Annotated in this window: 16 protein-coding genes; 4 read left to right on the top strand and 12 right to left on the bottom strand. The window is 72.6% G+C overall.

Going from position 1 to position 18947, the window contains the following annotated elements:
- Positions 1-5 precede the first annotated feature (5 nt).
- From glmS to ACQPY0_RS54305, 7 genes are all read right to left on the bottom strand, one after another.
- Positions 6-1910, bottom strand: coding sequence for a glutamine--fructose-6-phosphate transaminase (isomerizing) (gene glmS / locus ACQPY0_RS54275; RefSeq protein ID WP_432980257.1), 1905 nt, complete (start codon positions 1908-1910; stop codon positions 6-8).
- A 76-nt stretch (positions 1911-1986) separates the two neighbouring features.
- The gene (locus tag ACQPY0_RS54280) at positions 1987-2745 is read right to left on the bottom strand and encodes an SDR family oxidoreductase (RefSeq protein ID WP_432980260.1); all 759 of its coding nucleotides are present in this window, start codon (positions 2743-2745) and stop codon (positions 1987-1989) included.
- A gap of 12 nt (positions 2746-2757) precedes the next feature.
- A complete protein-coding gene (glmM, locus tag ACQPY0_RS54285; protein WP_432980263.1) occupies positions 2758-4104 on the bottom strand; it encodes a phosphoglucosamine mutase in 1347 nt (448 codons plus the stop codon).
- A gap of 130 nt (positions 4105-4234) precedes the next feature.
- Complete coding sequence (gene rpsI / locus ACQPY0_RS54290; protein WP_432995817.1) at positions 4235-4723, bottom strand: 30S ribosomal protein S9; 489 nt, start codon at positions 4721-4723, stop codon at positions 4235-4237.
- Between the two features lie 35 nt (positions 4724-4758).
- Positions 4759-5202 (bottom strand): 50S ribosomal protein L13, encoded by a 444-nt coding sequence (rplM, locus tag ACQPY0_RS54295; RefSeq protein ID WP_432980266.1) that lies wholly within the window; start codon positions 5200-5202, stop codon positions 4759-4761.
- Between the two features lie 178 nt (positions 5203-5380).
- Complete coding sequence (locus ACQPY0_RS54300; RefSeq protein WP_432980269.1) at positions 5381-6721, bottom strand: nitrate/nitrite transporter; 1341 nt, start codon at positions 6719-6721, stop codon at positions 5381-5383.
- 123 nt (positions 6722-6844) lie between these two features.
- Entirely contained in the window at positions 6845-7558 is a 714-nt protein-coding gene (locus tag ACQPY0_RS54305; RefSeq protein WP_432980272.1) for a hypothetical protein, read from the bottom strand.
- A gap of 372 nt (positions 7559-7930) precedes the next feature.
- On the opposite strand from ACQPY0_RS54305, the gene nirB reads away from it, so the two are divergent.
- From nirB to ACQPY0_RS54320, 3 genes are read left to right on the top strand one after another with little or no spacing between them, the layout of a single operon-like run.
- Positions 7931-10378, top strand: a complete 2448-nt coding sequence (gene nirB / locus ACQPY0_RS54310; protein ID WP_432980274.1) for a nitrite reductase large subunit NirB — start codon at positions 7931-7933, stop codon at positions 10376-10378.
- Positions 10375-10725: a nitrite reductase small subunit NirD gene (nirD, locus tag ACQPY0_RS54315; protein ID WP_432980277.1), complete on the top strand. Its 351-nt coding sequence runs from the start codon at positions 10375-10377 to the stop codon at positions 10723-10725. The genes nirB and nirD overlap by 4 nt, the downstream gene beginning before the upstream one ends.
- The gene (locus ACQPY0_RS54320) at positions 10722-11864 is read left to right on the top strand and encodes a uroporphyrinogen-III synthase (RefSeq protein WP_432980280.1); all 1143 of its coding nucleotides are present in this window, start codon (positions 10722-10724) and stop codon (positions 11862-11864) included. The genes nirD and ACQPY0_RS54320 overlap by 4 nt, the downstream gene beginning before the upstream one ends.
- Here ACQPY0_RS54320 and ACQPY0_RS54325 read toward each other — a convergent pair whose 3' ends face one another.
- The 3 genes from ACQPY0_RS54325 to ACQPY0_RS54335 form a co-directional block, all read right to left on the bottom strand.
- Entirely contained in the window at positions 11865-12110 is a 246-nt protein-coding gene (locus ACQPY0_RS54325; RefSeq protein WP_432980283.1) for a DUF2630 family protein, read from the bottom strand.
- 68 nt (positions 12111-12178) lie between these two features.
- The gene (locus tag ACQPY0_RS54330; RefSeq protein ID WP_432980286.1) at positions 12179-13834 is read right to left on the bottom strand and encodes an ABC-F family ATP-binding cassette domain-containing protein; all 1656 of its coding nucleotides are present in this window, start codon (positions 13832-13834) and stop codon (positions 12179-12181) included.
- Positions 13835-13862: 28 nt separating this feature from the next.
- Entirely contained in the window at positions 13863-14465 is a 603-nt protein-coding gene (locus ACQPY0_RS54335) for a class I SAM-dependent methyltransferase (protein WP_432980289.1), read from the bottom strand.
- A 136-nt stretch (positions 14466-14601) separates the two neighbouring features.
- Between ACQPY0_RS54335 and ACQPY0_RS54340 the strand changes: the two genes are divergently transcribed.
- Positions 14602-17505, top strand: coding sequence for a hypothetical protein (locus ACQPY0_RS54340; RefSeq protein WP_432980292.1), 2904 nt, complete (start codon positions 14602-14604; stop codon positions 17503-17505).
- 17 nt (positions 17506-17522) lie between these two features.
- On the opposite strand, the gene truA is transcribed toward ACQPY0_RS54340, so the two are convergent.
- Both truA and rplQ read right to left on the bottom strand, forming a co-directional pair.
- The gene (gene truA / locus ACQPY0_RS54345; protein WP_432980295.1) at positions 17523-18332 is read right to left on the bottom strand and encodes a tRNA pseudouridine(38-40) synthase TruA; all 810 of its coding nucleotides are present in this window, start codon (positions 18330-18332) and stop codon (positions 17523-17525) included.
- A 70-nt stretch (positions 18333-18402) separates the two neighbouring features.
- The gene (gene rplQ, locus ACQPY0_RS54350) at positions 18403-18936 is read right to left on the bottom strand and encodes a 50S ribosomal protein L17 (RefSeq protein WP_432980298.1); all 534 of its coding nucleotides are present in this window, start codon (positions 18934-18936) and stop codon (positions 18403-18405) included.
- Positions 18937-18947: the final 11 nt, after the last annotated feature.

An 18947-nucleotide genomic window follows, 5' to 3' on the forward strand; every position in this document is an offset into this window, starting at 1 on the left:
GTGCCCTACTCGACGGTGACGGACTTGGCCAGGTTTCGGGGCTGATCCACGTCGTGGCCGCGGGCCGAGGCGATCTCGCAGGCCAGGACCTGCAGGGGGACGGTGGTGACCAGCGGCGCGAGCAGGGTCGGGGTGACCGGGACGTGGAAGAGGTGATCGGCGTACGGCTTCACCGCCTCGTCGCCCTCCTCCGCGATCACGATCGTGCGGGCGCCGCGGGCGCGGACCTCCTGGATGTTGGAGACGACCTTGTCGTGCAGCACCCCGCGGCCGCGCGGCGAGGGCACCACGCACACGACGGGCGTGCCGTGGTCGATGAGCGCGATCGGGCCGTGCTTGAGCTCGCCGGCGGCGAAGCCCTCGGCGTGCATGTACGCGAGTTCCTTGAGCTTCAGCGCGCCCTCCAGGGCCACCGGGTAGCTCACGTGCCGGCCGATGAACAGCACGCTCTTGGCCTCGGCCAGCTCGCGGGCGAGCTTGCGGATCGGGGCCATCATCGCCAGGACCTGCTCGACCTTGGCCGGCATCTCCTGCAGCTGAGCGACGACCGCGGCGACCTCGTCGGCGTACTTCACCCCGCGCACCTGCGCCAGGTGCAGCCCGACGAGGTAGCAGGCGACGAGCTGGGTGAGGAACGCCTTGGTGGAGGCGACGGCGATCTCCGGGCCGGCGTGCGTGTAGAGCACCGCGTCGGACTCGCGCGGGATGGTGGAGCCGTTGGTGTTGCAGATCGCCAGGACCCGCGCCTTCTGCTCCTTCGCGTGGCGCAGCGCCATCAGGGTGTCCATGGTCTCGCCGGACTGGGAGATGGCCACGACCAGCGTGGAGCGGTCCAGCACCGGGTCACGGTAGCGGAACTCGCTGGCCAGCTCCACCTCGCACGGGATGCGGGTCCAGTGCTCGATGGCGTACTTGGCGACCATGCCGGCGTGGTACGCGGTGCCACAGGCGACGATGAAGACCTTGTCGACGTCACGCAGGTCCTGGTCGCTGAGGCGGACCTCGTCGAGCATGAGGTCACCCTGCTCGTTGAGCCGGCCCAGCAGCGTCTCGGCGACCGCGTGCGGCTGCTCGGCGATCTCCTTGAGCATGAAGTAGTCGTAGCCGCCCTTCTCGGCGGCGGAGGCGTCCCAGTCGATGTGGAACGTCTTGCCCTCGGCGGCGTTGCCGAAGAAGTCGGTGATGACGATCGCGTCGCCGGTGATCAGCACGACCTGGTCCTGGCCGAGCTCGACCGCCTCGCGGGTGTGCTCGATGAACGCCGACACGTCACTGGCGAGGTAGTTCTCACCCTCGCCGCGGCCGACGACGAGCGGGGAGTTGCGCCGCGCGCCGACGACCACGCCGGGGGCCTGCACGTCGACGGCGAGCAGCGTGAACGCGCCCTCCAGCCGCCGGCACACGGCCCGCATCGCGTCGGCGAGGCGCTCGCCCGGGGTGTCCCCGTTCGCGTCCTGCAGCGCCAGCGCCAGAAGGTGCGCCGCGCACTCGGTGTCGGTGTCGCTGGCGAACTCGACGCTGCCGGCCTCCAGCTCGGCGCGCAGCTTCGCGAAGTTCTCGATGATGCCGTTGTGGATGACCGCGACCCGGCCGTCGAACGAGCGATGCGGGTGCGCGTTGCGGTCGGTCGGGCCGCCGTGGGTGGCCCAGCGGGTGTGGCCGATGCCGGTGGTGCCAACACCGAGCCGGCGGCGGCCGGCTGCATCGTCGTCGTCGAGCCCGGGGACGCCTTCTTCGGCGAGGGCTTTCTCGAGGTTGGCGAGCTTGCCGGCGCGCTTGGCGGTGAGCAGCTCACCGCTGACGATGGCCACGCCGGCGGAGTCGTAGCCGCGATACTCCAGCCGCCGCAGCCCGTCCAGCACGATGTTCAGAGCCGGCCGGGCGCCGGCGTACCCCACGATTCCGCACATGCCCGTACCGTAGCAGAAATTCGCGCAGCGTCCGTGCTCAAAACTGTCGCATTCGCGCACGGGCAATGCGCATGCGTCAGGTGAGCGACGAGCGGATCTGTGCGCCGCCGTCGACCACCAACGTCTGCCCCGTCATCCAGCGTGACGCGGGACCGGCGAGGAAGGTGATGACATCGGCGATGTCGTCCGGCTCGCCGATGCGGCGCAGGGGCAGCTTGTCGTTGAGGTACTCCTCGTTGCTCTCCCACAGCCCGCGCGCCAGGTGCGTGCGCACGATCCCGGGCGCGACCGCGTTGACCCGCACCGCCGGGGCCAGCTCGGCGGCCAGCTGCCGGGTCAGGTGGATGACCGCGGCCTTGGTGGCGTTGTAGTAGCCGATCCCCGGCTCGGTGAGCACCCCGCCGACCGAGGCGACGTTGACGATCGCCCCGCCGTGCCGCGCCATCGACGCCTTCCACACCAGCTGGCTCCACAGCACCGGGCCGAACTGGTTGAGCCGGACGGTCTTCTCGGCGCGGACCGGGTCGATGTCCACGAGCGGCCCGAAGTACGGGTTGGTGCCGGCGTTGTTGACCAGGACGTCGATGCGGCCGAAGCGCCCCATGGCGGCCTCGACGACCGCGGCGGCCTGGTCGGGCTCGGCGGCGTGCGCGGCGTGGGTGAGCACGCCCGCGTCCGGGAACCGCGCGGTGATCTCGGCCGCGACCTCGTCCAGGGTTTCGATCTTGCGCGAGGTCAGCACGAGGTTGCAGCCTTCGGCGGCGAAGGCCACGGCACTCGCCTTGCCGATGCCGCGGGAGGCGCCGGTGACGAGGACGGTGCGGGCAGGAGTCATGCCCGCACGTTACTAGCTGGTAGGCGAGACCATCCGCACGATGTGAGCGATCCGCTCGGCCGCTTCCTTGGCGATCTCCTGCGTGCCGGCCTCGACCATCACGCGCACGAGCTGCTCGGTGCCCGAGGGGCGCAGCAGCACCCGGCCCGCCCCGCCGAGCTCGCCCTCGACCTGCTTGGCCGCGTCGAGCACCTGCGGCGAGCGGGCGGCCGCGGCCCGGTCGAGCACCGGCACGTTGATCATCACCTGGGGCAGCCGGTGCACGACCGCGGCGAGCTCCTTGAGGCTCTTGCCGGTGCGCTCCATGCGGCCCATGAGGTGCAGGGCGGTCAGCACGCCGTCGCCGGTGGTCGCGTAGGCCGGCATCACGATGTGCCCGCTCTGCTCGCCGCCGAGCGCGAGGCCCTTGGCGCGCAGCTCCTCCAGCACGTATCGGTCGCCGACCTTGGTCTCCAGCAGCCGGATGCCGGCCTCGGCCATCGCAAGCTTGAGGCCCAGGTTGCTCATCACGGTCGCGACCAGGGTGTCCTCGGTCAGCTGGCCGGCCTCGCGCATCGACAGCGCGAGGATCGCCATGATCTGGTCGCCGTCGACCTCGGTGCCGTCCGCGGCGACCGCGATGCACCGGTCGGCGTCACCGTCGTGCCCGATGCCCAGGTCCGCGCCGTGCTCGACGACGGCCCGGCGCAGGTGCTCGATGTGGTTGGAGCCGCAGTCCTCGTTGATGTTGAGGCCGTCGGGGTCCGCGTTGATCGCGATGACCGAGGCGCCCGCGCGGCGGTAGGCCTCGGGAGCGGCGGACGAGGCGGCGCCGTTGGCGCAGTCGACGACGACCTTGAGCTCGGCCAGCGGGCTGGGCAGCGAGGTCAGCAGGTGCTGGACGTAGCGGTCCTCGCCGTCGGCGTAGTCGGTGACCCGGCCGACCCCGGCGCCCGTGGGGCGGCGGTGGGTGCCGTCGTCCATGAGGCGCTCGATCTCGTCCTCGACCTCGTCGGGCAGCTTGTGCCCGCCCGCGGCGAAGAGCTTGATGCCGTTGTCGGGCATCGGGTTGTGCGAGGCCGAGAGCATCACGCCGATGTCGGCCTCCAGCACGCCGGTGAGATACGCCACCGCCGGCGTCGGCAGCACGCCCACCCGCACCACGTTGGCGCCGGCACTGGTGAGGCCGGCCACGACGGCCGCCTCCAGCATCTCGCCGCTGGCGCGCGGGTCCCGGCCGACGACCGCGACCGGCGCGTGGGAGTGGTCGTGTTCGAGCAGCGCCTGGGCGGCGGCGATCGCGACCGCCATCGCCAGCTCGGGAGTCAGGTCGGCGTTGGCCCGCCCACGTACCCCGTCGGTGCCGAACAGTCGCCCCATTTGCGCTACCTCCCAAGGTGAACCCATCGCGCATACCCACCGGGCTGTCAGTCTTCCCGGCGGACCGGCAGCGCGACACGAAACGGCCGGGCACCACACCTTCAGGGTGGCACCCGGCCGACAGGCTTCGTTAGCGCTTCGAGTACTGAGGAGCCTTGCGGGCCTTCTTCAGACCGTACTTCTTCCGCTCGGTCGCGCGCGCGTCCCGAGTCAGGAATCCGGCCTTCTTGAGCGCGGCGCGGTCGTCCGCGTCGTTCTCGACCAGGGCCCGGGCGATCGCCAGGCGCAGCGCACCGGCCTGGCCGGTGGTGCCGCCGCCACGGAGGTTGGCGAAGACGTCGAACGCCTCGGCCTTCTCGACGATCACGAGCGGCTCGCGCACCGACTGCTGGTGCACCTTGCTCGGGAAGTAGTTCTCCAGCTCACGGCCGTTGAGCAGGAACTTGCCGGTGCCGGGCACCAGGCGGACCCGGACGATGGCCTCCTTGCGGCGGCCGACGGTCTGGATCGGCTGGCCGGCACGGCGCGCGCGGGTCGGCGCCGCGCTGGTGGCCGTGGCCGTGGCCGTGGCGGCCGGGGTCTCGACGGTCGCGACAGCGGCCGGCGTCGGGGCGGCGATGGTCTCGTCGGTCACGCTCAGTCCTTCGTCCGCGCTCACTGCGCGATCTGCTTGATCTCGAACGGCTGGGGCTGCTGGGCCGCGTGCGGGTGCTCGGCGCCCGCGTAGACCTTCAGCTTGCGGATCTGGCGCGCGCCCAGGCGGTTGTGCGGGAGCATGCCCTTGACGGCCAGCTCGATCGCCCGCTCGGGGTGCTTGGTCAGCAGCTCCTCGTAACCGACCGCCTTGAGACCACCCGGGTAGCCCGAGTGGCGGTAGGCGACCTTGGTCTGCCGCTTGTTGCCGGTCAGCGCCACCTTGCCGGCGTTGATCACGATGACGAAGTCGCCGGTGTCCACGTGCGGGGCGAACGTCGGCTTGTGCTTGCCGCGCAGCAGCGTCGCAGCGTGCGTGGCCAGGCGGCCGAGCACCACGTCGGTGGCGTCGATGACGTGCCACACGCGCTCGATCTCACCCGGCTTCGGGCTGTACGTACCCACAGGTCTACCTTGTCTTCCACGTCGTCGGTCTGGGGTGCGCTCTCGATGGAGGCGTCGAACCGCGAGGTTCCGGCGCACGACCATCCAGCGTACCCGAACGATGGGAACGCCTTGTCATCGCACAACAGCAGACCACGATACTCGGCGCCCCCACCGACCACAAAATCGGGTCCGCCGATCACACCGCGGCGAGCTTGCGGGGCGAGTCGCGCAGGTAGACGAACCAGGTGACGAGGAAGCACAGGGCGTAGAAGGCGATGAAGGCGATGTATGCGCCGTCGCCGGTCTTGTACGAAAGGAACGACTGCCGGAACGCGAGGTTCACCAGCACGCCGCCGGCCGCGCCGATCGCCCCGGCCACGCCGATGAGCGCGGTCGCCAGCCGCCGCGCCTCGCGCTCGTCGTCGGGGAACTTCGCCTTGAAGATCGCCGGGATCATCTTGTACGTCGAGCCGTTGCCGATGCCGCTGAAGAGAAACAGCAGCACGAACCCGGCCACGAACAGCGGCAGGGAGTGCTGCCGGGAGGCGAGCAGGACCGTGACGGCCCCGAGCGCCATGGCCACGAAGTTCCAGAAGGTGATCCGGGCGCCGCCGAAGCGGTCGGCGAGCAGGCCGCCGACCGGGCGGACCAGCGAGCCGAGCAGCGGGCCGAGGAAGGTCAGGTAGGCGGCCTTGACCGGGGTGTCGAAGTCGGACTTGAACTGGACCTGCAGCACCTGCCCGAAGGCGAAGCCGAAGCCGATGAACGAGCCGAACGTCCCGATGTACAGCAGCGACATGATCCACGCGTGGCCGTCCTTGACGACGTCGCGCATGGCGCGCTTGTCATTGGAGGCGTGCGTCAGGTTGTCCATGTGGATCGCGGCCAGCAGCGCGGCGATCACGATCAGCGGCAGGTAGATCAGCACGATCAGGCGCGGGTGCGCGGCGCCGGCGGTGGCGAGCACGAGCAGGCCGACGAGCTGGACCGCGGCGACGCCGATGTTGCCGCCGCCCGCGTTGACGCCCAGGGCCCAGCCCTTGAGCCGCTGCGGGTAGAAGGCGTTGATGTTGGCCATCGAGGAGGCGAAGTTGCCGCCGCCGACGCCGGCGACCGAAGCGGCGATGAGCAGCGTCAGGAACGAGACGCCCGGCTCGAGGATGATCCCGGCGAAGATCGTCGGGACGAGCAGGAGCAGCGCGCTGAAGATCGTCCAGTTGCGGCCGCCGAACGTGGCCACGGCGAAGGTGTACGGCAGCCGCAGCACCGCCCCGACCAGCGTCGGCGCGCTCGTGAGCAGGAACTTCTGCGCGGGGTCGAGCCCGTACTTCGGGCCCAGGAAGAGCACGAACACCGACCACAGGCTCCAGATCGAGAAGCCGATGTGCTCGGAGAGGATGGAGACCACGAGGTTGCGCCGGGCGACCTTGGCCCCCGTCGCCGCCCAGAACTGCGGGTCCTCGGGGCGCCAGTCGTCGATCCACCGGCCGCGGCGCGGCTCGGGCTGAGACTGCGGCTTGTCCACGGCAAGAGTCATGACCGTGGATGCTATGGACGCCCCGTTTCACGTCGGCGCATCGAACTTGTCAGCGCCGAAACGTTTCCCTCCCGGCGGCGGATCCCCGCTTGTGAGATCCGCCGCCGGCGAGGAAGGGCCTGATCAGGCCTTCTTGAAGGTCCACGTGCCGGTGCCGTCGGCGCCCTGGGGCGGGGAGAGCTTCAGGGTGCCGCTGCCGCACTCGTACTGACTCTTCTTGAGAATCGGCTGCGGGTCGACGGCGCCGCCGGTGTTGGCGGTGCCCGTCCCGGCGAACTCGGCGATCGAGACCTTGTCGGCGATCCGCTGCGCGACGGGCGCGGTCAGGTCGAGGGTGACGGTGAGGGTGCCGAAGTCGACCGAGCCGGTCGGCTCCAGCGTGCCGGTGGTCCCGGACGGGCTCTTGATCGCGCTGTTGACCTTGCCGCCGTAGCTGAAGCTGCCCTTCACGTCGCTGCCGGAGACCGCGAAGGTGAAGGTCACCGGCTGCATGGGGCCGAAGTCGACCTGCGTCTTGCCGCCGGAGTCGATCGTCAGCAGGGTGCCGCCGCCGCCCGTGAAGGTGCCGCTGACGGACCCGCTGAGCTTGCCGGTGATGTTGTCGGCCTTCCAGGTGCCGACCAGGCACGACGCCACGCTGCCCGGGCCGCCGCCCGTGGTGGCGCCGGTGTCGCCCGAGGCGCCCGCGGACGCCGCGCCCGAAGCGCCGGCCGACGTGGCGCCGGACGCTCCGCCGGAGGCACCGGCCCCGGGTTTGGCCTTGTCACCGCTGCATCCGGTGAGCCCGATGCTGAGCGCCGCGACGGCCGCGAGAGCGGCCTTGCCGGTCGTGCGCATCTGCTTCCTCCTCGCTGCTCCATAGGGGTCGATGGTTCTTTACCCCGCCGCGAACCGTCGCCACCCTACAGTGTGAAGATCTGGCACAACCGGCGCCCAGCATCCGGGACTTCATCGACCGCGATCGACTCCTATTCGACCACGGAACGGTAACGGCCTGCTCAAGATGCGTGTGAGGTGCTCTTAGCAGGCGCGAAACATTCGGGACTTTGCCGCGAAACCGCCCACCGGCAGCCTTTTGGCCATGTCCGAAGCGGTCGCCGCGTGCTGCCCGGCCCCCGTACGACGCTGTCGCGGGGCCGCAACAACGCCGAAACGGCGCCGTCATGCCTGCGTCACCCGGGGGCACGCGTGAATGAATCATATTCTTCGATGAATATCGTCGTCGTCGGCAACGGCATGGTGGGCCACCGATTCGTCGAGGCGCTGCGCTCCCGCGACACCGAGGGCCGGTTACGGATCACCGTCCTGGCCGAGGAGGGGCGCTCCGCCTACGACCGGGTACGGCTGTCGGCGTACTTCGACGGGGTGTCGGCGCAGGAGCTGACATACGCGGTCCCGGACGGGGTCGACCTGCGTCTCGGCGAGCCGGTGCTGGCGATCGAGCGGGGCGCCCGCAAGGTGCGCACCGCCGCCGGGGAGTACCCCTACGACGCCCTGGTCCTGGCCACGGGCTCGTCCGCCTTCGTGCCGCCGATCAGCGGGGTGGAGCAGGACGGCGTGTTCGTGTACCGCACCCTCGACGACCTGGAGGCGATCCGCGCCCACGCGCGGGACCGCGAGGTGGGGGCGGTCATCGGCGGCGGGCTGCTCGGCCTGGAGGCGGCCAACGCGCTGCGCCTGCTGGGCCTGCGCACCCACGTGATCGAGTTCGCGCCGCGCCTGATGCCCGTGCAGGTCGACGCGGCCGGCGGCGCGGTGCTGCGCCGCTACGTCGAGGACCTCGGCGTGCGGGTCCACCTCGGCGCCGGCACGACCGCGATCCGCCCGACCTCCCCGAGCGGGCGCCTGAGCCTGACGCTCTCCGACGGCGCCCACGTGCCGGCCGACATCGTGGTGGTCGCCGCCGGCATCCGCCCCCGCGACGAGCTGGCCCGCGGCGCCGGCCTGGCCACCGGGGCACGCGGCGGCGTGGTCGTCGACGCCGGCTGCCGCACCGAGGACCCGGCGATCTACGCGATCGGCGAGTGCGCGGAGATCGACGGGCGCTGCTACGGGCTGGTGGCGCCCGGCTACGCGATGGCCGAGGTGGTCGCCGACCGGCTGCTGGGCGGGGCCGCGCAGTTCCCGGGCGCGGACACGTCGACCAAGCTCAAGCTGCTCGGCGTGGACGTCGCCAGCTTCGGCGACGCGCTGCGCGACGATCTGCTCGACATCGTGTACCTCGACCCGGCGAACGGGCGCTACGCGAAGCTGGTGCTCTCCGACGACGCCCAGACGCTGCTCGGCGGCATCCTGGTCGGGGACGCGAGCGCGTATCCCACGCTGCGCGCCAGCGTGGGCGCAGCGCTGCCCGGCCACCCGCTCGCCCTGCTGGCCGGGGACGCGCCCGGCGACGTGGCGCTGCCGGCCGACGCGCAGGTCTGCAGCTGCAACGCGGTCACCCAGGGCCAGGTGGTGGCCGCGATCACCGACGGGTGCACCGACGTCGCCGCGATCAAGGAGTGCACGCGGGCCGGCACGAGCTGCGGGTCCTGTGTGCCGCTGCTCAAGCAGATCCTCAAGCAACAGGGCGTGGCCGCCTCGAAGGCGCTGTGTGAGCACTTCGAGTACAGCCGCGCCGAGCTCTTCGACATCGTGCGCATCCGCGGCGTGCGGACCTTCTCCCAGCTCATCGCCGAGCACGGGCGCGGGCGCGGCTGCGACGTGTGCAAGCCGACGGTCGCCTCGATCCTCGCCTCGCTGCACAACGACTACGTCCTCGACGGCGAGCAGGCCTCGCTGCAGGACACCAACGACCACTTCCTCGCCAACATCCAGCGCAACGGCACGTACTCGGTGGTCCCGCGCATCCCCGGCGGCGAGATCACGCCGGAGAAGCTGATCGTGATCGGCGAGGTGGCCCGGGACTTCGAGCTGTACACGAAGATCACCGGCGGACAGCGCATCGACCTGCTCGGCGCCCGGGTCGAGCAGCTGCCCGCGATCTGGGGCCGGCTGGTCGCGGCCGGGTTCGAGTCCGGGCACGCCTACAGCAAGGCGCTACGCACCGTGAAGTCGTGCGTCGGGTCGACCTGGTGCCGATACGGCGTGCAGGACTCCGTCGGCCTGGCGATCGAGCTCGAGCTGCGGTACCGCGGCCTGCGCGCCCCGCACAAGCTCAAGTCCGCGGTCTCCGGCTGCGCCCGCGAGTGCGCCGAGGCCCGCGGCAAGGACTTCGGCATCATCGCCACCGATCACGGCTGGAACCTCTACGTCGGCGGCAACGGCGGCTTCCGCCCCCGCCACGCCGACCTGCTCGCCGCGGACCTTCGCACCGAGGAGCTGATCCGCGTCGTCGACCGGTTCCTGATGTTCTACATCCGCACCGCCGACCGGCTCCAGCGCACCGCGGCCTGGGTCGAGGGCCTGGACGGCGGCCTGGACTACCTGCGCGCGGTGATCGTCGAGGACTCCCTCGGCATCGCCGCGGAGCTCGACGCCATGATGGCCCACCACGTCACGTCGTACATCGACGAGTGGCGAGCCACGGTGGAGGACCCGGAGCGGCTGGCGCGGTTCGTCTCGTTCGTCAACGCCCCCGGCACCCCCGACCCGACGATCTCCTTCGTATCCGAACGCGGACAGCCCGTCCCCGTCGTCCTGGGAGCGCGCCCATGAAGTGGACCGTCGTCTGCCCGTATCTCCGGCTGGAGCCGGACCGGGGCGTGGCCGCCCTCGTCGACGGCGAGCAGGTGGCCCTCTTCCGGGTCTACGACGGTGGCCTGCACGCCATCGGCAACGTCGACCCGATCAGCGGCGCGGCCGTGCTCTCCCGCGGGATCGTGGGCAGCCGCGGCGACCGCCCGGTGGTCGCCTCCCCGATGCACAAGCAGGCCTTCGACCTGACCACCGGCGAGTGCCTGGACGAGCCGGGGCTGCGCGTCGCGGTGTACGCCGTGCGCGTCACCGACGGCATGGTCGAGATCGCGACCAGTCTCAGCGACATGGCGGAGGGGCTGGCATGAGTGCGAGCAGCACCCTGGAGGCGCGCCCGTCCTCGGGTGAGGACCTGCCGCTGGCCGGCTTCACCGTGGCCGTGACCGCCGACCGGCGCCGCGACGAGCTCAGCGCCCTGCTGGAGCGCCGCGGCGCCCGGGTCGTGCTCGCGCCGGCCCTGCGCATCGTGCCGGTCGCCGACGACACCGAGCTCAAGGCGGCCACCGTCTCCTGCGTCGACGTGGCCCCGGACATCGTCATCGCGACCACCGGCATCGGCCTGCGCGGCTGGCTGGAGGCGGCCGAGGGCTGGGGGCTGGGCGAGGCGCTGCGGGCGCGGCTCGGCGAGGCGTACCTGATCGCCCGGGGCCCGAAGGCCAAGGGCGCCGTCCGCGCCGCCGGCATGATGGAGGCGTGGTCCCCGGAGACCGAGAGCTGCGACGAGGTCCTGGACTACCTGATCGGCGGCGGCTTCCCGGGCGGCCTGGCCGGGCGGCGCATCGCCCTGCAGCTGCACGGCGAGCCGCACCCGGAGTTCACCTCGGCCCTGCGCGACGCCGGGGCGATCGTGGTGGAGATTCCGGTGTACCGCTGGGCGCCACCGGTCGACCCGGCCCCGCTGCGCCGCCTGGTCGACCTGATCTGCTCGCGCCTGGTCGACTCGGTCACGTTCACCTCCGCGCCCGCGGTCAGCTCGCTGCTGCGCGTGGCCGGCCCCGAGGCCCCCGACGTCCTGGAGGCCCTGCGGACCGACGTCCTGGCCGCCTGTGTGGGCCCGGTGACCGCGGCCCCGCTGCAGCGCCTCGGCGTCCCCGTCGCGGCCCCCGCGCGGGCCCGCCTCGGCGCCCTGGTCCGCATCCTGGTCGACGAGCTGCCGAAGCGCTCGCCCACCCTGCACGTCGCCGGCGCCGCGGTCACTCTGCGCGGGCACGCCGCGATCATCGACGGCACCCTGAAGCCCTTGGCCCCGGGTCCCATGGCGGTCCTGCGTGCCCTGGCCGCGTCGCCGGGCCGCGTCCTGTCACGCGCGGCCCTGCTGCGGGAGCTGCCGCGGGGCGCGGACGAGCACGCGGTGGAGATGGCGGTGGCGCGGCTGCGGGCGGCCCTGGGCGGCTCGGCCTTCGTCCAGACCGTGGTGAAGCGCGGGTATCGCCTCAGGGTGGACTGACTACTGCAGGTAGTGCTCGACCTCCTCGACGGAGTGTGCCTCGACCTCGTCGGGCGAGACGCCCTGCAGCTTGGCGGCCCGGCGGCGGCGCAGCAGGTCCCAGAGCTGGTCGAGCTCCTGCTCGAGCCCGCGCAGCCGGTCGTGCTCCTCCTGCTCGGTGATCTTCCCGGCCTGCAGCTGCGTGCGCAGCGTGTGCTCCTCGTCGACCAGCGTGGAGATCTGGTGCAGCAGCGTCTTCTCGTCCATGGCTTGCATCATCCACCACGCGCGACGCCTTCAGCCGGTCACCTGCGCCACACCACCCCGCGCGCCCGTCAGCCGCGGCCCTCCCACACCGGCTCGGGGACCTCGACGACCTCGCCGTCGGCGCGGAACAGCACGTACCGGTCGAAGGAGCGGCTGAACCACCGGTCGTGCGTGACCGCGACCACCGTGCCGTCGAAGCCGCGCAGGCCCTCCTCCAGCGCCTCGGCGCTGGCCAGGTCGAGGTTGTCGGTCGGCTCGTCGAGCAGCAGCAGCGTCGCGCCGGACAGCTCCAGCAGCAGCACCAGGAACCGGGCCTGCTGGCCGCCGGAGAGGGTGCCGAAGCGCTGGTCGGCCTGGGCCGCCAGCTCGTAGCGCCCCAGCGCCTGCATCGCCTGCGGCCTCGGCAGCCCCTCGCGCCAGTCGTCGCCGCGCCAGAGGATCTCGGCGAGGGTCTTGTCCATCAGCTCCGGGCGGTCGTGCGTCTGCGAGAAGTGGCCGGGGCGCACGCGCGCGCCGAGGCGGACCCGCCCGTCGTGCGCGACCGGGGCCAGCTCAGCGTTTATCTGGGGCCCGTCGGGGTCGGTGCCGCCCCGCGCCAGCAGCCGCAGGAAGTGCGACTTGCCGGTGCCGTTGCCGCCGAGGACGGCCACGCGGTCGCCGTACCAGATCTCCAGGTCGAACGGGTAGGTCAGGCCGTCGAGTTCGAGCTGCTCGCACATGACGGCGCGCTTGGCGGTGCGCCCGCCGCCCAGCCGCATGCGGATGTCCTGCTCCTTCGGGGGCGCCGGCGGCGGGCCGGCCTCCTCGAACTTGCGCAGCCGGGTCTGGGCGGCCTGCAGGCGGGAGGCGAGGCCGTCGTTGTAGGCGGCCTTCGTGCGGTACATCAGCACGAGCGCCTTGAGCTTCTCGTGCTCCTCGTCCCAGCGCCGCCGCAGTTCGTCCAGCCGCTCGTGGCGGGCGCTGCGGGCCTCGTGCCAGGACGCGAACCCGCCAGGGTGCACCCACGCCGAGCCGCCCTCGACGGCGACGACCCGGTCGGCGGAGCGGGCCAGCAACTCGCGGTCGTGGGAGACGTACAGCACGCTCTTCGGCGACTCGCGCAGGCGCTCCTCGAGCCAGCGCTTGCCCGGCACGTCGAGGAAGTTGTCGGGCTCGTCCAGCAGCAGCACCTCGTCCTCGCCGCGTAGCAGCAGCTCCAGGGCGAAGCGCTTCTGCTGACCACCCGAGAGCGTGCGGACCGGCCGGTCACGCGTGGACTCCCACGGCAGCCCGAGCACGGCGACGCTGACGGTGTCGAAGAGGACCTCCGCGTCGTACCCGCCCGCCTCGCCCCAGGCCGCGAGCGCGTTGGCGTACTTGAGCTGCGCCTTCTCGGCTGCCGGGCCGGTCGCCTCGTGCATGGCGCGCTCGGCCGCGGCCAGGCGCCGCCCGACCTCGCCCAGGCGCGGCGGGGCGAGCTCCAGCGCCAGGTCGTACAGCGTGCGATCGTCGCCGATCATGCCGATGAACTGGCGCATCACGCCCAGCCCGCCGGAGCGCGCGACCGCACCCTCGCGCACCGGCAGGTCGCCGGCGACCATCTTCAGCAGCGTCGTCTTGCCGGCCCCGTTGGGTCCGACGAGCGCGACCTTGGCGCCCTCACCGACCCGGAACGACACTTCGGAGAAGAGCTCACGACCGTCCGGCAGCGTGTGCCCGACCCCGGCGACGTCCACATAACCCACGCTGAAGAGCTTCGGCCGCGGCGGTACCTCACGAAAGCGGTTTTCCGACCCGCAGCACCCGGAAGCCCTTGTGGGTGGCGTGGCGCTCGGCCGTGAAGCCCTGCTCGACGAGCCACCGCTGCAGCGAGTCACCGCCGAGGTTCTTGGCCACGACCAGCCACGCGACGCCGTCCGGGGCCAGCCGGGGCAGCCAGCGCAGCAGCAGCGCGTGCAGCTCCGGCTTGCCGATGCGGATCGGCGGGTTCGACCAGATCTGCGCGAACCTGACAGACTCCGGCACCTCGTCGGGCAGCGCCGCGACGATTCTTCGCCCCGCCGCGTTCTCCCGCACCAGATCGAGCGCGCGCTGATTCACGTCGATCGCGTAAACGGTCGTTCTCGGCGCGGCGGTGGCCAGCACGACGCTGATCGGGCCGTATCCGCACCCCAGGTCCAGCAGCGCGCCCTCGGTCTCGGGGCCGGGCAGCGGGGCCTCGTCGAGCAGCACCGCGGTGCCCCGGTCCAGCCCGCTCCACGAGAACACCCCGGACGCCGATGCGAGGCGAAACTCCTGGTCAAGGGCCTCGAACACGACCTCGTGGCGCTCGATTCCCACCGCCGGGTCGGCCGAGAAGTAGTGCTCGCCTGACAAGATGCCCCTCCAACGCGACGCTTCGCAACGCATTGTCCACGCGCAGGTGACGGCCGGTTTCGGCGGCCACCCGTTCGGATTGTGCGAAACATTGCCGACAAGCCGACGTGCGGCGACGTCGGCTACCCTGTGCGACATGACTTCTCGGGACGAGCAGCGCCGAAAGCGGCGATCCGACTCGTTCCGCCGGGACGAGGCGGACGAAGCCGACAACTGGCTCGCGGGCCTGCGCGGCAGCAGCCGGAGCGAGCCCGACCCATTCGCGGCACCCCCTTCCGGCCCACCGCCCGCCCCGTTCGAGGGCTCCAGTGCGTACGACGGTTTGCGATCCCTCGATCGCCCCGAGCAGCCCGGCCGCCCGGATCGCCCCGACCGCGCGGATCGCGTTGGCCGGGCGGATCGCCTTGGCCGGCCCGAACAGCCCGGCCGCCTGGAGCGCTCCGGCACCGGCGAGCGCGCCGCCTCCTTCGACCGGCCCGATCGGCTCGAGCGCTCCGGCACCGGCGAACGCGCCGTCTCGTTCGACCGCACGACGGCGATCCAGCGGCCCGGGTCCGGTGGCCAGCCCCGCGGCCGGCGCGCCCGGGAGGACTCGCCCAGCGGCGTCTTCGGCCCCGGCGCGCTGCCACCCGCCCCGCCGCCGGCTCGCCCCGCGAACGTCGACGGCTGGTCCGCCCCCGAGGCGACCACCCCCATCACCACCGGCCGGCGCCGGGCCGCCGAGGACGACTCCCCCAGCGGTGTGTACGGACGCCCAGGCCAGCTCCCCTCCGACGCCTCCGGTGAGTCGCAGGGTCGCCGCCGCGCGCGGGACGAGGCCTCGGAGTCCTACGATCACGGCCCGCAACTGACCCCGATCATCAAGCCGCTCACGGACCTGGCCCCGCCCGCCCCGACGGACGATCCGCCGCCGCTGGTCCCGATCTTCCCGAACATGCGCCCCGACTCGTCCCCGGTCAGCGGCGCCGGCCGCCGAGCGCGCCGCGCACCCGAGGACGAGACCCCGGCCGCCTTCTCCGCCGGAGGCCGCCGCCGCCGCGACGACGACGCCCCAGACACGGGCGACCCGGGTCCCCGCACCGGCGACCTCGCTTCACGCACTGGCAACCTCGGCCCCCGCACGGGCGACTTCGGTTCCCGCACCGGTGACCTCGACTCCCGCACCGGGGGCCTCGACTCCCGCCCGGGGGACCTCGCTGCACGTGCCGTCGACGTCGGCCCTCGCACCGGCGATCTCGGCTCGCGCACGGGGGAGCAGGGCGGCCGGCGGCGGGCGGCGGAGGACGAGCCAGTTGTGCGCACGGGCAACGGCTTCGACCCGCCCACGTCCGGCACCCGGCGCGACGACACGGGCGGCCGCGGCGCGCTCTACGCTGGCGAGACCACCATGTTCCGGCCCGGCGACGACACGGGCGGCCACCGCGAACGCGCCGGCACCAACGGCACCGCCCGCGCCTACGGCGCGCCGGCCCCCGACGGCGTCGACGGCCCTCGCGGCGGGGCGCCTTACGCGGGCGAGACCACCATGTTCCGCCATGGCGAGGACGTCGGCGTGCGCCGCCAGCGGGCCCCGTTCGACGACGCACCCCGGCGCGGCCTCGACGACCCACGAGCCTTCGAGAACGGTCGCCAGGACGCCGACAACCCGCACGGCACCAACGGCAGACGCAGCTTCGACGACGACCCCCGCGCCATGACCGGCGGTCTCCGGGGCACCGACGAGCCCCGCGGCACCGGGCGCGGCCTCGACGACGACCCCCGGGGCTTCGAGCGCGGTCGCCAGGGACCCGAGGACCCGCGTGGCGCCAACGGCAGACGCGGCCTCGACGATCCCCGCGCCTTCGAGGGCGGTCGCCGGGGCGTCGACGAGCCCCGCGGCGTCAACGGCAGGCGCGGCTTCGATGACGTGCGCGGGCTCGAGGACACCGGGCGGCGTGGCCGGGGCGGGTTCGAGGCCGCGGCGCCGCCCGACACCGCTCGGCGCGACGACAGCGGCGTGGGCCGCCGGGACCAGGCCATGCGCCGCCGGTCCGCCGGCGACGAGCCACCGCAGCAGCGCCGGGCGCTCGACGACGCCATGCCCGGCTACGACCCGTACGACGAGCCGTCGGAGGTCCGGCGGCGCGGTCGCGGGGACTACTCGGACGAGTACACCTCGGGCGGCAGCCGCCGGGCGCTGCGCGAGGCCCCCGGGCGCCCGGACCGGCCGGAGCGGCCCCACGACCTCGACTCGGATCGGCTGGACCGGCCCAAGCGGCCCCGCACCGTGGCCGGACCGGTGCAGCCGGGGCCGCGGCCGCACCGCTGGGTCGCGATGCTCAGCGTGGTCGCCGTGCTCGTGGTGCTGGGCGCCTGCGCCATGGGCACCTGGTTCATCGTCAACGACGAGAAGAACGGGCCGGACTCGGCGAAGTCCAGCACGACGTCGGGGCCGAAGAAGCGCGACATCAGCAGCCGCGACGTGGACCCGAAGGCGCTCACCGAGGCCGAGGTGTTCCCGACCAACAACATCGTGGCCGTGCCCCAGGAGCCGCCCTACGTGATCCTGGCGACGAAGGCGTCCAACGACTGCAAGGTCGCCGCGACCGAGGAGCTGGCGACGCTGCTGGCCGGCGCGGGCTGCTCGGAGGTCGTGCGGGCGACGATGAAGTCGCCGAACGAGGAGTACCTCATCACGGCCGGCATCTTCAACGTCACCAGCGAGAAGGTGGCCGCCCAGACCTTCGACGGCATCAAGCCGATCGTGGATGGCCAGAAGGGCCGCTTCGCGGGCATGAGCGTGGGCGCCGGCACCGGCACGGACGCCCTGGTGCGGGCCCCGACGCAGCTGGGCTGGAACTACAAGGGCCACTTCATCACGTACTGCGTGATCGCCCGCGTCGACGGCAACAACTTCGCCCAGGGTGACCCGTACCCGAACCAGATCACGTACGACATCGTCGAGACCTACCTGGACAACGGGATCATCGAGAACCGCGCCATCGTCCAGCCGGAGGCCACCCCGGCGGCGTCCCTACCGCCGTCCGCGCCGCCGGGCTGACGCCGGGCTGACCGGGCTCACAGATCGCGACGGCGGCGGGTCTGCTCCGCGCGGGCGCGCAGGGACGCCGGGTCCGCCGGGTAGACGACCTCGACCAGGGTCAGGCCGTGGGCCGGGGCGACCATCACCTCGTCGGCCCGGGCCGTTCTGCTCAGCAGTGTCGCCGGCCAGTGCGGGGCCCGGCGGCCGTCTCCCGCCACCAGTTGGGCGCCGACCAGGCTTCTCACCATCGACCAGCAGAAGGCGTCCGCCGCCACCGTGGCCACCAGCGTGCCGTCGGGGTCGCGGCGCCAGTCCATCCGGGACACGGCGCGGATCGTGCTCGCGTGCTCCTTGCGGCGGCAGAACGCGGCGAAGTCGTGCTCGCCGACCAGGTCGGCCGCGGCCGCGTTCAGGCGATCCAGGTCCAGGGGGCGGCGCCAGGCCAGGGTGTCGCGGCGGCGCAGAGGGGCGGCGCCGGACTCGGCGTCGGTGACACGGTACTCGTAGCGGCGCGACAGGGCCGAGAACCGGGCGTCGAACTCTGGCGGGGCCTCGGTCGCGCTCAGCACGCGCACGTCGGGCGGGAGGAGGCCGGCGAGCTTGCGCACGAGAGCCGGCGCCAGGGCGGCCCAGCGCTCCTCGGGCACGTCGACGTGGCAGACCTGGCCCGTGGCGTGCACGCCGGCGTCGGTGCGCCCGGCCACCGTCAGCCCCTCGACCGTGCCGCAGAGGCGCGACAGGACGGCCAGGATCTCCCCCGCGACCGTACGGCGGCCGGGCTGCACGGCCCACCCTGAGAAGTCCGTGCCGTCGTAGGAGACGTCGAGGCGGATGCGCACGCTCATGCGGTACAACTCCCAAAGGAAGAGCCCGGCACCCGCGAGGGGTGCCGGGCCGACGGACCTCGACCGGTGATCAGGCCTTGGTCTCTTCGTCCTTCGCCTCCGAGGCCTCCGCCTCGGGCTTGGCGTCCGCCTTGGCGGCGGGCGCGGCCGGCGTCTCGTCCGCCTCGTCGCCGGCGAGGACCGCGATCGAGTCGGCCTGGGCGGCCTGCCGGGCGGCCTTGCGCGGCGCCTTCGGGGCGGCCACCTCGAGCTCCTCGACCAGCTCGATGATCGCCATCGGGGCGGCGTCGCCCTTGCGCGGGCCCGTCTTCACGATCCGGGTGTAGCCACCCTGACGGTTGCTGAACCGCGGCGCGATCTGGTCGAACAGCGCGAACACCACGTCCTTGTCCCGCACCACGGAGAGCGCTTGACGGCGCGCGTGCAGGTCGCCGCGCTTGGCCTTGGTGATGAGCCGCTCGGCGAGCGGGCGCAGCCGCTTGGCCTTCGTCTCGGTCGTCTGGATGCGACCGTGCTTGAACAGCGACGTGGCGAGATTCGCCAGCATCAGCCGCTCATGCGCGGGGCTGCCGCCGAGGCGGGGACCTCTGGTGGGCGTGGGCATTGTTGGGACTC

The sequence above is a fragment of the Dactylosporangium sp. CA-233914 genome, from assembly GCF_050942935.1.
Taxonomy (GTDB): domain Bacteria; phylum Actinomycetota; class Actinomycetes; order Mycobacteriales; family Micromonosporaceae; genus Dactylosporangium.